The sequence below is a fragment of the Rhodoferax sp. GW821-FHT07G04 genome, from assembly GCF_059418585.1.
The window spans coordinates 91,962-103,447 of record NZ_JBWKQD010000004.1 but is presented as its reverse complement, the minus strand read 5'-3'; the positions used below and the strand labels follow the sequence as shown (position 1 = coordinate 103,447).

14 protein-coding genes are annotated in these 11,486 nt (G+C 61.3%); 8 read left to right on the top strand and 6 right to left on the bottom strand.

Annotated features, from left to right (window positions below):
* Positions 1-6 precede the first annotated feature (6 nt).
* From AC07OO_RS19800 to AC07OO_RS19790, 3 genes are read right to left on the bottom strand one after another with little or no spacing between them, the layout of a single operon-like run.
* Entirely contained in the window at positions 7-606 is a 600-nt protein-coding gene (locus tag AC07OO_RS19800) for a phage tail protein (RefSeq protein ID WP_495083865.1), read from the bottom strand.
* A gap of 53 nt (positions 607-659) precedes the next feature.
* The gene (locus AC07OO_RS19795; RefSeq protein WP_495083864.1) at positions 660-1,265 is read right to left on the bottom strand and encodes a phage tail protein; all 606 of its coding nucleotides are present in this window, start codon (positions 1,263-1,265) and stop codon (positions 660-662) included.
* A 32-nt stretch (positions 1,266-1,297) separates the two neighbouring features.
* Positions 1,298-1,924: a phage tail protein gene (locus AC07OO_RS19790; protein ID WP_495083863.1), complete on the bottom strand. Its 627-nt coding sequence runs from the start codon at positions 1,922-1,924 to the stop codon at positions 1,298-1,300.
* A 154-nt stretch (positions 1,925-2,078) separates the two neighbouring features.
* Between AC07OO_RS19790 and upp the strand changes: the two genes are divergently transcribed.
* The 6 genes from upp (at position 2,079) to AC07OO_RS19760 (ending at position 6,197) form a co-directional block, all read left to right on the top strand.
* On the top strand, positions 2,079-2,732 hold the full coding sequence (upp, locus tag AC07OO_RS19785) for a uracil phosphoribosyltransferase (protein ID WP_495083862.1): 654 nt from the start codon (positions 2,079-2,081) through the stop codon (positions 2,730-2,732).
* 85 nt (positions 2,733-2,817) lie between these two features.
* Positions 2,818-4,095, top strand: a complete 1,278-nt coding sequence (locus AC07OO_RS19780; protein ID WP_495083861.1) for an amidohydrolase family protein — start codon at positions 2,818-2,820, stop codon at positions 4,093-4,095.
* Positions 4,085-4,906 carry a carbon-nitrogen hydrolase family protein gene (locus AC07OO_RS19775; protein WP_495083860.1) on the top strand — a complete coding sequence of 274 codons (822 nt, stop codon included), beginning with the start codon at positions 4,085-4,087 and terminating at the stop codon, positions 4,904-4,906. Before AC07OO_RS19780 ends, AC07OO_RS19775 begins: the two co-directional genes overlap by 11 nt.
* Before the next feature lie 52 nt (positions 4,907-4,958).
* Positions 4,959-5,237 carry a type II toxin-antitoxin system Phd/YefM family antitoxin gene (locus AC07OO_RS19770; RefSeq protein WP_495083859.1) on the top strand — a complete coding sequence of 93 codons (279 nt, stop codon included), beginning with the start codon at positions 4,959-4,961 and terminating at the stop codon, positions 5,235-5,237.
* Positions 5,237-5,557 (top strand): type II toxin-antitoxin system RelE/ParE family toxin, encoded by a 321-nt coding sequence (locus AC07OO_RS19765; protein WP_495083858.1) that lies wholly within the window; start codon positions 5,237-5,239, stop codon positions 5,555-5,557. Before AC07OO_RS19770 ends, AC07OO_RS19765 begins: the two co-directional genes overlap by 1 nt.
* 103 nt (positions 5,558-5,660) lie before the next feature.
* The gene (locus AC07OO_RS19760; protein ID WP_495083857.1) at positions 5,661-6,197 is read left to right on the top strand and encodes a hypothetical protein; all 537 of its coding nucleotides are present in this window, start codon (positions 5,661-5,663) and stop codon (positions 6,195-6,197) included.
* Positions 6,198-6,596: 399 nt separating this feature from the next.
* Here the strand turns inward: AC07OO_RS19760 and AC07OO_RS19755 are convergent, their stop codons facing one another.
* The gene (locus tag AC07OO_RS19755; RefSeq protein ID WP_495083856.1) at positions 6,597-7,073 is read right to left on the bottom strand and encodes an FKBP-type peptidyl-prolyl cis-trans isomerase; all 477 of its coding nucleotides are present in this window, start codon (positions 7,071-7,073) and stop codon (positions 6,597-6,599) included.
* A 58-nt stretch (positions 7,074-7,131) separates the two neighbouring features.
* Entirely contained in the window at positions 7,132-8,589 is a 1,458-nt protein-coding gene (gene sbcB, locus AC07OO_RS19750; protein ID WP_495083855.1) for an exodeoxyribonuclease I, read from the bottom strand.
* Between the two features lie 124 nt (positions 8,590-8,713).
* Here sbcB and AC07OO_RS19745 point away from each other — a divergent pair, with 124 nt between their 5' ends.
* Both AC07OO_RS19745 and AC07OO_RS19740 read left to right on the top strand, forming a co-directional pair.
* Positions 8,714-9,181 (top strand): C4-dicarboxylate ABC transporter substrate-binding protein, encoded by a 468-nt coding sequence (locus AC07OO_RS19745; RefSeq protein WP_495083854.1) that lies wholly within the window; start codon positions 8,714-8,716, stop codon positions 9,179-9,181.
* Positions 9,178-10,662, top strand: a complete 1,485-nt coding sequence (locus tag AC07OO_RS19740; protein WP_495083853.1) for a TRAP transporter large permease subunit — start codon at positions 9,178-9,180, stop codon at positions 10,660-10,662. The genes AC07OO_RS19745 and AC07OO_RS19740 overlap by 4 nt, the downstream gene beginning before the upstream one ends.
* A 32-nt stretch (positions 10,663-10,694) precedes the next feature.
* Here the strand turns inward: AC07OO_RS19740 and lgt are convergent, their stop codons facing one another.
* On the bottom strand, positions 10,695-11,483 hold the full coding sequence (gene lgt, locus AC07OO_RS19735) for a prolipoprotein diacylglyceryl transferase (RefSeq protein ID WP_495083852.1): 789 nt from the start codon (positions 11,481-11,483) through the stop codon (positions 10,695-10,697).
* Positions 11,484-11,486 lie beyond the last annotated feature (3 nt).

Here is an 11,486-nt window from a genome sequence, read left to right as displayed (position 1 = left end):
GGTGGATCAGTTGCGCGCAGGGAAGATGCCTTGGGTGGCGATGATGCAATTCAGCGTCAAGGTCGGCATCATGTTGTTGTGGGCTTGTCCGCCGCCTGTGGTGGAGACTGCGCCGGGCGCCATGCTGGCGGTAACGTTGGTGCCATACAAGGAACCGGTAGCGGACTGCGCCAGTACATTGGCGCTGGGTGAAGTCTGGTCGGCCACGGCATTGGTCGCCTGCACGGCATGGGTGTGTGCAGGAATCTGGGACGCGGTCAGTGTGACGCGCTCCTCGCCACCCATTTCACCCTGGGCGTAAGTGCTCAGGCCTGGCCCTTGGCCTTCCTTCACCAGCATGCGCCCCTGTGCATCGGGCAGCGCAAACGTGGTCTGACCGTTGCCGCCATAGGTTGTGCCCAACAGGGAGAACAGGGCCGTATTCTGCGCAATGCTCAGAATCCGCCCATCGCACATGGCCCAACCGGTGGGCGCAAAGTTGTAGGGCACCCACATGATCTCACCCAGAAATGGCTGGTTGCCACCCGCCCAGGCAGCACCGGGTTGCACCGTGCCCAACATTGTCACAGCCAGTGCGGCCACCAGTTTCAGATATTTTTTGTACATTGGCTGCTCTCCCCCGCGCTTGCGCGCGTCTTGGTGATGGTGGTCATCGTCGTTCAATTGCTGCTCGGGAAAATACCCTGCAGGGCAATGATGCATTTGAGGGCAATGAAAGGCTTCATGTTTTCGTGGGGCTGGCTGCCGCCGTAAGTACCGACGCTGTTGTTAGCCAGACTCGTGTTAACCGTGCTGCCGTAGGCGGATGTACCGGCACTGGTCTTGGCCAGGGCACTGGTTGTGCCATTGGCCACCGCATGGGTTGCTTCCTGCGGGTCCACGGCCATGGTGTGCGTATGGGCGGGCATCTCGTTGATGGTCAGCGTGTGGCTCTCCGCGCCGGCCTTTTCGCCCAGAGTATGGCCGTTGCCCACGTGGATGGGTGCACGCCCGCGCATGTCCGGCAGCGCAAAAGTCGTTTGACCATTGCCGCCGTAGGTGGTGCCCAAGAGCGCAAACAAGCCCTGATTCTGGGCAATGGGCAGAAGCTGGCCGTTGCAGGCGGCCCAGCCGTGGGGCACGAAGTTGAAAGCCACCCAATTGATTTCACCCAGGTATTGGGAGCCATCCCCTGTGGCCCAGGCTTTCGGCGCAGCCAAGGATCCCCCTAGCGCGGCGCATACCGATAGGGCCAACAAAAGGCGTTTGCGTGAGACAAATGGCATATGCAGTTCCTTGTATCCAGTCGTCTTCATCATCATTGGGTTGGGAAAATGCCGTTCAACGCAATGCAGCACTTCACCGCCAGGTAAGGCTGTAGGTTGTTGTGGGGCTGAGACCCGCCCACGATGCTCATGGCGCTGGGACGCAACTGAACGTTGGTCGCCTGTGAGGAATAGGCCTTGGCCGTGGCGGGCGAAACACCCATGACCTTGCCGACTGGCGAGGCGGATTTATCGGCCCCGTCGTTGGCCATCAGCGCATGGTTGTGCGTGGGCAGGTTACTGGCGGTGATGGTGACACTCTCCACCCCACCGGTCTCACCCTGGGTCCGGTTGCTCAAACCCGGGCCTTGGCCATCGGCCACTACAGTGCGGCTTTGTAGATTGGGCAGTGCAAAGGTGGTCTGCCCATCGCCACCGTACGTGGTGCCCAGCAGATTAAACAAGTCACTGTTTTGGGCGATGTCCATCAATTGGCCATTGCACTCCCCCCAGCCCACCGGGCAGAAGTTCCAGCCGCCACACATGACTTCGCCCAGGAAAGGGTCGCCGGCGTGGGCCGCCTGCGGCAAGACCAGTGCCCCCAAGCTCAGGCAGGCCCCCGCAATCGTGGACAGCAGCGCCGAGCGGGCACGGCCAGCGTGCGTATGCTTCTGGGGCATGGTGAAATCTCTCCCTGCTTTGTTTGAAAAAAATTGGCGCCAATGATGCCATAAGTATCAGACGCTCTTGTGACGGGGCCAATTTGCGTTAGAGTTTGGCAAACCTGCATGAACCAAGTTCATCCCCTCTTCACTGTTTGACTGATTGCCAGCCATGATCCCCATCAACCCCGAAGCCCGCGCCAACGTCCACCTGATCGACCACCCCCTGGTGCAGCACAAGCTCACGCTGATGCGCAACAAGACCGCCAGCACCAACAGCTTTCGCCGCCTGCTCAACGAGCTGGCCGGCCTGATGATCTACGAAGTCTGCCGCGACATGCCGCTGCAGGATGTGCAAATCGAAACACCGCTGGAAACCATGACCGCCAGGGTCATAGACGGCAAAAAACTGGTGTTTGCATCGATCCTGCGCGCCGGCAACGGCATCCTGGATGGCGTGCTCAATGTGGTGCCCGGCGCCCGCGTGGGCCATGTGGGCCTGTACCGCGACCCCAAGACGCTGCAGGCTGTGGAGTACTACTTCAAGATGCCCAAGAACATGGAAGAGCGCGACATCGTCGTCGTCGACCCCATGCTGGCCACCGGCAACTCCGCCGCCGCCGCCGTGGCACGGCTGAAAGAGTGCAAACCCAAGTCCATCAAGTTCCTGTGCCTGCTGACCTGCCCCGAGGGCATCAACACCATGTACAAGGAGCACCCCGATGTGCCCATCTTCACCGCGGCCATCGACCGCGAGCTGAACGACCACGGCTACATCCTGCCGGGCTTGGGCGATGCGGGCGATCGTATCTTTGGTACGCAATAACAGCTTAAGCCAAACCAATCGCCAGCCCTCGCGGAATATGCGTAGCCCGCTACGCTTCTGATAGCATTTCTAACGGAGCCGACCCATGCTGGACTTGCTGGTGCACAACGCAACGCTGCCCGACGGCCGCACAAACATGTCGGTAGCGGTGCAAAACGGCCGCATCACCGATGTCGCACCCGGCTTGGCAGCCCCGGCCGCCGAGACCGTGGATGCCCAGGGCCTGTTGCTGAGCCCACCTTTCGTTGACGCCCATTTCCACATGGACGCCACGCTCAGCTACGGCCTGCCGCGTGTCAACGCCAGCGGCACGCTGCTGGAGGGCATTGCGCTATGGGGTGAGCTCAAACCCCACCTGACCCAGGAGGCGCTGATCGACCGCGCCCTCGCCTATTGCGACTGGGCCGTGGCCAAGGGCCTGCTGGCCATCCGCAGCCACGTGGACATCTGCGACCCGCGCCTGCTGGCCGTGGAGGCGTTGTTGGAGGTCAAACGCCGCGTGTCGCCCTACCTGGATCTGCAACTGGTCGCCTTCCCGCAGGACGGTGTGCTGCGCGACCCCCAAGCCATGGACAAGCTGCAGCGCGCACTGGCCATGGGTGTGGACGTGGTCGGCGGCATTCCCCACTTCGAGCGCACCATGGCCGATGGCGCTTTAAGCGTCAAGCTGCTGTGCGAACTGGCCGCCACACAGGGCAAGCTCGTGGACATGCACTGCGACGAGTCGGACGACCCGCTGTCGCGCCACATCGAGACCCTGGCCTTTGAGACCCAGCGCCTGGGTTTGTACGGCCGCGTCACCGGCTCGCACTGCACATCCATGCACAGCATGGACAACTACTATGTGAGCAAGCTGCTGCCGCTGATTGCCGAAGCGGGGGTGAGCATCGTCAGCAACCCCCTCATCAACATCACGCTGCAGGGCCGCCACGACACCTACCCCAAACGCCGCGGCATGACCCGCGTACCCGAGCTGCTGGCCCATGGCGTGACCGTCGCCTTCGGCCACGACTGCGTGATGGACCCCTGGTATTCGCTGGGCAGCGCCGACATGCTGGAAGTGGCCAGCATGGGCCTGCACGTAGCGCAGATGACCAGCCAGGCCGCGATGCGCCAGTGTTTTGAAGCCGTGACCACCAGCCCGGCCAAGATCCTGCATCTGGAAGGCTATGGGATTGAGAAGGGTTGCAATGCAGACTTTGTGCTGCTGCAGGCGCAGGACCCGATTGAGGCGATTCGGTTGCGGGCGACAAGGCTGCAGGTGTTCCGGCGCGGCAAGCGGGTGGCGCAGACGCCGGCGGCTACTTCGACGCTTGATATACCAGGGCGGCCGACACAGACCACCTTCTTGCATGACAAATAGACCGCTAGCCCCTGCAAAAATTGCTCCGAATGCTACTAAAAGTGTAGCAACCACCACCATTGCCGCAGCGCAAAGCATTTCCGTACCCTTGGACGTAGCGGCCAATGTGCAAGAGCATCTGGCGCTGGTGCAGGCCGCCGCCGAGCACGGTGTGCAGTGGCTGGTGTTTCCTGAGCTGTCTCTCACCGGCTACGAACTGGCTGCCATGCCCGGTCTGGTTTTGCACGCCGAGCACGCCCTGCTCGCCCCCTTGCGCCAGGAGGCTTTGCGTACCGGCATGGCCGTCACCGTGGGCGCGCCCGTCGCCTTGGGCGATACGGGCCTGCCCGCCATCGGCGCCATCACCTTGCGGCCCGATGGCGGCCACGCCACCTACACCAAACACCACCTGCACGGCAGCGAAACCGAGTTCGCCATACCTGGCCCCGCGCCCGTGCATGTACAAGCGCTGGGGCCGCTACAGATTGCCAGCGCCATCTGCGCCGACACCACCCACCCCACCCACGCCGCCCTGGCCGCACAAGCAGGTGCGAACGTCTATGCGGCGGGAATACTCACATCCGAAAAAGGCTACGCCGCCGAGGCGCCGCTGTGGCAAGGGTATGCGCGGCAGCACGGCATGGCGGTGCTCATCGCCAACCACGGCAGTCCGTCAGGGGGCTATGTGTCGGCGGGCAGGAGCGGCATATGGGATGCGAACGGCGAGCTCGTCGTGGAGGCACCCGGTGTGGGAAGGTACTTGGTCATTGCGCAGATTGATGCAGATGGTCGAAGCCTCGGCGGCACCAAAGCGATTCGTATTGAATCTTGACTTAGACCAAATTCGGTACTAAATTCAGACCCATCCCTGTTCAAGGATCGCCATGTCGTCCGTCGCCAATATCAAGTCCATCTCCTACCTCAAGAGCCATGCCGCCCAGATTTCCGAAGACTTGGAGATGAACGGCCGGCCGTTCTTCATCACCCAGAATGGCGAAGCCAGCATGGTGATTGAAAGCGTCAAGCAGTTTCAGGAAAAGGAATCGCTCATCGCCGCCTTGAAAATCATGGCCTTGGGTGAGAAAGATCGCATGCAAGGCAAAGGCATATCCGTTGCGGAATCACGTTCGCAACTGGCCGCCGCGCGCCAACGCCGCAAGTAATGGCGGTCATCATTCTTCCCGATGCACAGGAGGACTTGCACTCGCTTCAAGAGTACATGCTCGACAAGTGGAGCGAGGCCGACTGGCTCAAAGCAGAGGACGAAATCTTCGAAAAGCTGGCCCTGGTTGACACGGGACTTTTGACTGGCGCGCCGGTGCAGGAGCTTGCCTCCGTTGGCATCTTGGAGTACCAGAACATCTATACCTCACACCACAAGCTGGTCTATCGGCGTATCGACGGTGACGTTTACGTCTACACCGTCGCGGGGCATCGGCAAGACTACCCGACGCTTTTGATGAAGCGGTTGTTGAAAATCTGACCGGCAAAGCGGAAAACCTATTCGTACCAGTCAGCGGTATACCTGACACTTCAGTGCAGACTGACGGCTTCGGGTGGTACCTCACTTTTACATTGACCACTGCATGAACAAAACGGAACTCCGAGGCAATTTGCAAACACTCAAGAACAATTACGCCCTCGTACAGGCTGGAATCTTGTTCTTGGCTCAACCCGATGCGGTACAGAAATTCGACGAGTACTCCGTCGCATTTACCGATCATCCCGAGGGTAAGCAGTTTCTTTATATCCGATACGTTCTTGAAAGCGATGCGCTATTAGCATTGGCCACGAATCAGTTGAGAAAATCCGTTCTGAGAAACTGCATCAAGGAAATGTTCGAACTGGTCAAGAACTATGGATTGGACACGAATCAAATCAATCTCTTGAGAGCTGCACCTTGGTACCAATTTTTGCGAATGATTAGAAATAGTCTCTCGCACGACTTCTTCATCAGATACAACCAACATGATTTGAAACTGCTTCCAGTCAGTTGGTCCGGCCTCACGCTTGTCACCTCAATGGAAAACAGCGAGTTACCGATGGCCGGTTTTCTGACACGCATGAAGATCCTCGAACTAATAGATGAAGTGATTTCATACGTTGAGCAGCATATCGCTTGACTCCTCGCTCAACTCGAAAACGCAGCAGAAAGCCGTTCAACGGCAATTCCTGCTTGCCGGGCAGCACTGGAATTTAACTGCCGCCTTAGCGGCGCGCCCCCCTACAGGACAGCATTTATCGCCAACTAGGTGGGTGGTGTGGCTTGCGGGCGCAGGCCGCACTTGCGGTTGCCACAAGAACAGGCGTGCCGAACACGGTGTTAATGCGAAAACGTAGGCCAACCAACCGTGTTCACCCGCGAAGCGAGCCGGAGAACGTGAGCCACGCCGCCCGTCGTGCGCGAACCACAGACGGGCATTCTCGTCAAGCCAAATGAACTGCTAGCCCTCGTGGAATACGCGTAAGCTGCTATTGATCCAATAGCAACCTAGAAACGGCTTAGCAAGCACCAAAACCCATCAATGGTGGTGCCCATGCTCCCCGTGCACATGCTTGTGCGCAATCTCTTCCGCCGAAGCAGCACGCACTTCCACCACCTTGATGCCAAACGTCAGCGTCTGGCCGGCCAGGGGGTGGTTACCGTCCAGGTGCACGGTGTCGCCCTTGATCTTGACGACGGTGAACACGTGTTCCTGGTTGTCTTCGCCACGGCCTTGCAGATGGCCGCCGACCTTGACACCGGGGGGGAAGTCCTTCTTGGCGATGGTGGTGATCAATTGCGGGTTGTGCTGGCCGAAGGAGTCTTCGGGGGCCAGTGTCAGTGTGACCTGGTAACCGGGCTCCTGGCCGGCCAGGGCTTCTTCGACCTTGGGGAAGATGTTGTCGTAGCCACCGTGCAGGTAGACCATGGGCTCAGTGCCCTTGTCGATGACCTTGCCTGCGGCGTCGGTTACAGAGAAGCGCAGGGTGACGGCGGTGTCTTTGTCGATTTTCATGGGGTGGGGAAAAATAGGTGATGAATTAAGGAATGCTTGCTATTTTCGCCGCAGTTCGTCAGTCCCGGTTTGGGGCGATGGATTCGGCATAGTCGTACAGCGCGCCCAGGATGGCCTCGCTACGCTCGTCATCACCCACTGACTCCGACAATGCGTCGATGGCTTCAAACAACTGCTCCACCGTGCGTGCGCCGTCCACGCCGTCGAACAGGCGCTCAGCGCGGTGGGTCTCCCAGCGCGCCGCTTCGTCATCTGTCAGCAACTGCGGGAAATTGCGCGCCCGGTAGCGGAACAGCAACTCGGGCAGCCGGGCGTCATCAAAGGCCGGGTGGGCGTTGGACAGCTGCTGCGGCGACATGCCGCGTAGGTCATTCAGGCGGCGGCGGTCTGCGTTGCCGACAAAACCGCCGTACAGGTCTTCGTCCACATCGAGCCGTGCCGGTTCGGGCCGCTCGAACACCTCGGGCCAGATGGCGCTCATGTCGGGCAGGTCGCGCGCCCACTCGGCATGGCGCAGCTGCGCCTCCACATCCACACCCCAACGTTGGGCCATGGCGGGCGACAGCACTTTCAGGTTCGCCATCACCATCGGTGATTTGTTCAGGTGGATGGTTTTCACCGGCAGGCGGGTCATGCCTTCGGGCAGATCACTGGTTTTGCTGAACAGACGCAAACGCAACGCGTCCGGCTTGAGCGTCTCCAGCTCGCGCGGGTCAAAGGCCAGGTCCCACGCGATCAGTTCGTTCTTGTTCTTGGGGTGCATGGCCAGCGGCCACATCAGCGCCAGGCAGCCGCGCTCGGCCGGGAACATGCCGGATATGTGCCAAAACGGCCGCGCATGCTGGGGCGTGGTGGGCAGGCCCAGCTCGGCGGCCACGCGGTCTTTCTTGTGCAGACCCAGGCAGAAGTCAAACAGACGGGGCTGTGCGGTCTTGATGAGCCGCGCCAGTGCAATGGTGGCGCGCACATCGCTCAGCGCGTCGTGGGCGGCCTCGTGCAGCAGGCCGTTGGCGGCGCTCAGGTCCGTCAGCTTGAAACTGGCGCCACCTTCGGGCTTGGTGGGCCATTCAATGCCCTCGGGCCGCAAGGCATAGGCGGTACGCACCACGTCCAGCAAATCCCAGCGGCCGCACTGGTTCTGCCATTCACGGGCATAAGGGTCGATCAGGTTGCGCCAGAACAAAAAGCGCGTGATCTCGTCGTCAAACCGTATCGTGTTGTAGCCGACGCCTATGGTGCCGGGCAAGCTGAAGGCCTGCTCTATGGTGGCGGCAAACTGGTGCTCGGGCACGCCCTGCTGCAGACATTGCTGGGGGGTGATGCCGGTGATCAGACAGGACTGTGGATCGGGCAGAAAGTCCGGCGCGGGTTGGCAAAACAGCATGATGGGCTCGCCCAGCTCGTTCAGGTCCGCATCGGTGCGGATGGCGGCAAACTGCGCGGGCCGGTCGCGCCGCGGCACGGCGCCGAAGGTCTCGTAGTCGTGCCAAAGAAAGGTGTGGCTGCTGCTGTCCATAGGTGCAATCGTGCGGTGGGTGCAACATTACACTATCCCACAACCCCCACCAGGCACCCATGCCCCCACCCTACCCAGCACGCCGCGCCAGCAACTCTGGCGCCCGCCACAAACAATGATGTTGATGCGCAGTCTCATCGCGGTGGCGCGCTGGCTGGTACTGCCCTTGGCCCTGCTGCTGTTTGCGCAGTGGCCACTGCGCGACTGGGTGCAGGCCCATTCCCGCGCCGCCAACGATGTGGCGCAAATCCTGTTTGGGCTGTATGCGGCCGTTGCCATCACAGCAGCATCCAGATCAAAGAGCCACCTAGCCCTCGTCAAACCTGAACATACCGCTACCACTTCTATAGCAAATTGGCGCGGCTTGGCATTGCTGGCCTGTGTGGCGCCCTGGGCCGCTTTCTTGCTGTGGACGGCCGCTCCACAGATGTGGGAGTCCATCAAGGCACTGGAGATCTTTAGCGAAGGCCTGACGCCTGGCTACTTTGTGTTGCGCATCGCCCTGGTGTTGCTGGCGGCGTTGGTGCTGGTGGATGCGGTGGCACAGGCTGCTGGCAGCGCTCGCGCCCGCAAACGGCGGGGCAAACCATGATGGGCCCAGCCTTTCCCATAGGCGGCCTGTGGATGCTGCTGGTACTGGCACTGCTCATCATGGGCAGCGGCTTGCCTGTATGGGCACTGCTGATCGGCACGGCCAGTGCCTTTGCCGCTGGTGGCTGGGTGGCCGGGGTGGTCGATGCCAAGGTGCTCAGCGCCATCAGCGGGCGCACCTTGGGCCTGCTGGACAACGACCTGCTGCAGGCCCTGCCCTTGTATGTATTTGTGGGAGTGCTGCTGCAGCGGCTGCCGGTGGCGGACGCGCTGTTCGCGTCGCTGGGCCGCCTATTCGGTTGGACGGGAGCAGGCAGCTCCGTGGCGGCCTTCGGCATCGGCGCGCTGGTGGCACCTATGAATGGCTCGGTCGCCTCCAGCTCTGCGCTGTTGACCCGCTTGGTGGCGCCGCGACTGGGACAGCTCAACACCGCAGCGGCCACCGCCTTGATCAGCGCCTCCAGCACGATAGGCGTGGTGGTGCCGCCCTCGCTAGTGTTGATACTGCTGGGCGACGCCCTGCAGCGCGCCCACACCGAGGCCAGCAACCTGCCCGGCTTTGTGCTGGGCCAGCAGCGCATCATCAACACGCAGGACGTGTTCCACGCCGCACTGGTGCCCGCGACAGCGGTGTTGCTGCTGTGGCTGCTGGTGGCCTGGTGGCAGGGGCGCAGGCTACAACCTATGCCAGGCAACGAACTGCCACCCGTCAGAGCCCAGCAATGGGCGCTATCGGCCGCGTTCACATTGGCCATTCTTTTGCTGCTGGGTGGCGTGTTTGTCGGCAAGGTCTTTGCCGTGGAAGCCGCCGCCACCGGCGCAGTGGCCTTGGTGGTGGCTACGTTGGCCACGCGCGCCCTCAAGGCAGCAGAGTGGTCCACCGTGCTGACCGACACGCTGAACCTCAGTGGCGCGTTGCTGGCACTCTTGGTGGGCGCCAGCACCTTCAGCCTGGTGTTTCGGCTGTGGGGGACCGATACCTGGATCGCGCAGAACGTGCTGGCTTCTCCCTTGCCCCCGTTGATGGTGGCCGCCCTGGTCTTGTCGCTGGTAGCCCTTTGCGCCTGGGTGCTGGATGCGTTCGAGATGATTTTTGTCATCATCCCCATCGTCGCGCCGCCGCTGATTGCCCGCCTGGGTGACGCGCAGCAAACCGCCGTGCTCTTGCTGTTGGTGCTGCAACTGAGTTTTCTGATTCCGCCCATGGGCTATGCCGTGATGATGGCCCGTGCCCGCGCGGGCCTGGCCCATGCCAGCCTGTGGCATACGCTGCGTGCCTTGTTGCCCTATATCGCCGTGCAGTGTGTGGCAACGGCCGGCGTGTTCATGGCGCCCTGGTCTGTGCATCTGCTCGATGCCCCGCAGCCAGCCATTTCGGTGGATGCGTCGCCTGTGTCAGCGCAAGACCTGGACCAGCAGATACGGGACATGGCAACGCAAGCCGGTGATGCACCGAACGACGACGCAAACAAGAAACCCTGAATTCGCAGACGGATGGATAGTCGGGGCAGCGCTCAGGCTTTGCGTGGAGTACGCACCAGCAGTGCAACGCCTACAAGAATGAACGGCAGGCTGAGGTACTGCCCCACCGTGAAAAACTGGCCCGCCTCGTAGGCGGCCTGCGGTACCTTGAAGGCTTCAGCGCCCACGCGGGCCGAGAAGACCATGACGAGGAAGCTACCGAAGAGCAAGCCTGGCTGGTCTCGGAATCGTTGCTTGCGATAGAGATATAGCAGCACGCAGAAGGTGATGAGGTAGGCCACTGCCTCGTAGAGCTGGACCGGGTGCCGGGGCAATGCGTCAACCGACTCGAACACGACACCCCAGCTGCCCGAGGTCGGCATACCCACGATCTCCGAATTCAAAAAATTGGCGACACGTACGAATATGGCACCCAAGGCGGCGGGAATCGTGACGCGGTCCACAAGCCAAATATAGGGAATCGCAGGCCTGGCGGTCCTGGCGCCCAACCAAAGGCCCAGCAACAAACCCACAGCGCCCCCATGGCTGGCCAGCCCACCCTCCCAGATGCGCAGCACGGCCAGCGGGTGTGCGAAGTAAAACGCGGGGTCGTAGAAAAGGCAGTGGGCGATACGGGCGCCAACAACCGTGCTGACCAAGGCCACGAGCAAGAGGCGTTCGGACTGCTGCGCCGGCATACGCTCCGCCTGGAACATGCGCGCCAACACGAATTGCCCGGCCCAAAATGCGGAGACAAACAGCAGGCCGTACCAGCGAAACTGCAGAGGCCCTAGCGCAAACAGAACGGGATCAAAGTCCCAATGCAAGACCGGTAGAGGCACTAG

Bases quoted from the DNA above. Each gene is read 5' to 3' on its own strand.
- AC07OO_RS19800 (WP_495083865.1), bottom strand. From the start codon at position 606: ATGTACAAAAAATATCTGAAACTGGTGGCCGCACTGGCTGTGACAATG.
- AC07OO_RS19795 (WP_495083864.1), bottom strand. From the start codon at position 1,265: ATGCCATTTGTCTCACGCAAACGCCTTTTGTTGGCCCTATCGGTATGC.
- AC07OO_RS19790 (WP_495083863.1), bottom strand. From the start codon at position 1,924: ATGCCCCAGAAGCATACGCACGCTGGCCGTGCCCGCTCGGCGCTGCTG.
- upp (WP_495083862.1), top strand. From the start codon at position 2,079: ATGATCCCCATCAACCCCGAAGCCCGCGCCAACGTCCACCTGATCGAC.
- AC07OO_RS19780 (WP_495083861.1), top strand. From the start codon at position 2,818: ATGCTGGACTTGCTGGTGCACAACGCAACGCTGCCCGACGGCCGCACA.
- AC07OO_RS19775 (WP_495083860.1), top strand. From the start codon at position 4,085: ATGACAAATAGACCGCTAGCCCCTGCAAAAATTGCTCCGAATGCTACT.
- AC07OO_RS19770 (WP_495083859.1), top strand. From the start codon at position 4,959: ATGTCGTCCGTCGCCAATATCAAGTCCATCTCCTACCTCAAGAGCCAT.
- AC07OO_RS19765 (WP_495083858.1), top strand. From the start codon at position 5,237: ATGGCGGTCATCATTCTTCCCGATGCACAGGAGGACTTGCACTCGCTT.
- AC07OO_RS19760 (WP_495083857.1), top strand. From the start codon at position 5,661: ATGAACAAAACGGAACTCCGAGGCAATTTGCAAACACTCAAGAACAAT.
- AC07OO_RS19755 (WP_495083856.1), bottom strand. From the start codon at position 7,073: ATGAAAATCGACAAAGACACCGCCGTCACCCTGCGCTTCTCTGTAACC.
- sbcB (WP_495083855.1), bottom strand. From the start codon at position 8,589: ATGGACAGCAGCAGCCACACCTTTCTTTGGCACGACTACGAGACCTTC.
- AC07OO_RS19745 (WP_495083854.1), top strand. From the start codon at position 8,714: ATGCGCAGTCTCATCGCGGTGGCGCGCTGGCTGGTACTGCCCTTGGCC.
- AC07OO_RS19740 (WP_495083853.1), top strand. From the start codon at position 9,178: ATGATGGGCCCAGCCTTTCCCATAGGCGGCCTGTGGATGCTGCTGGTA.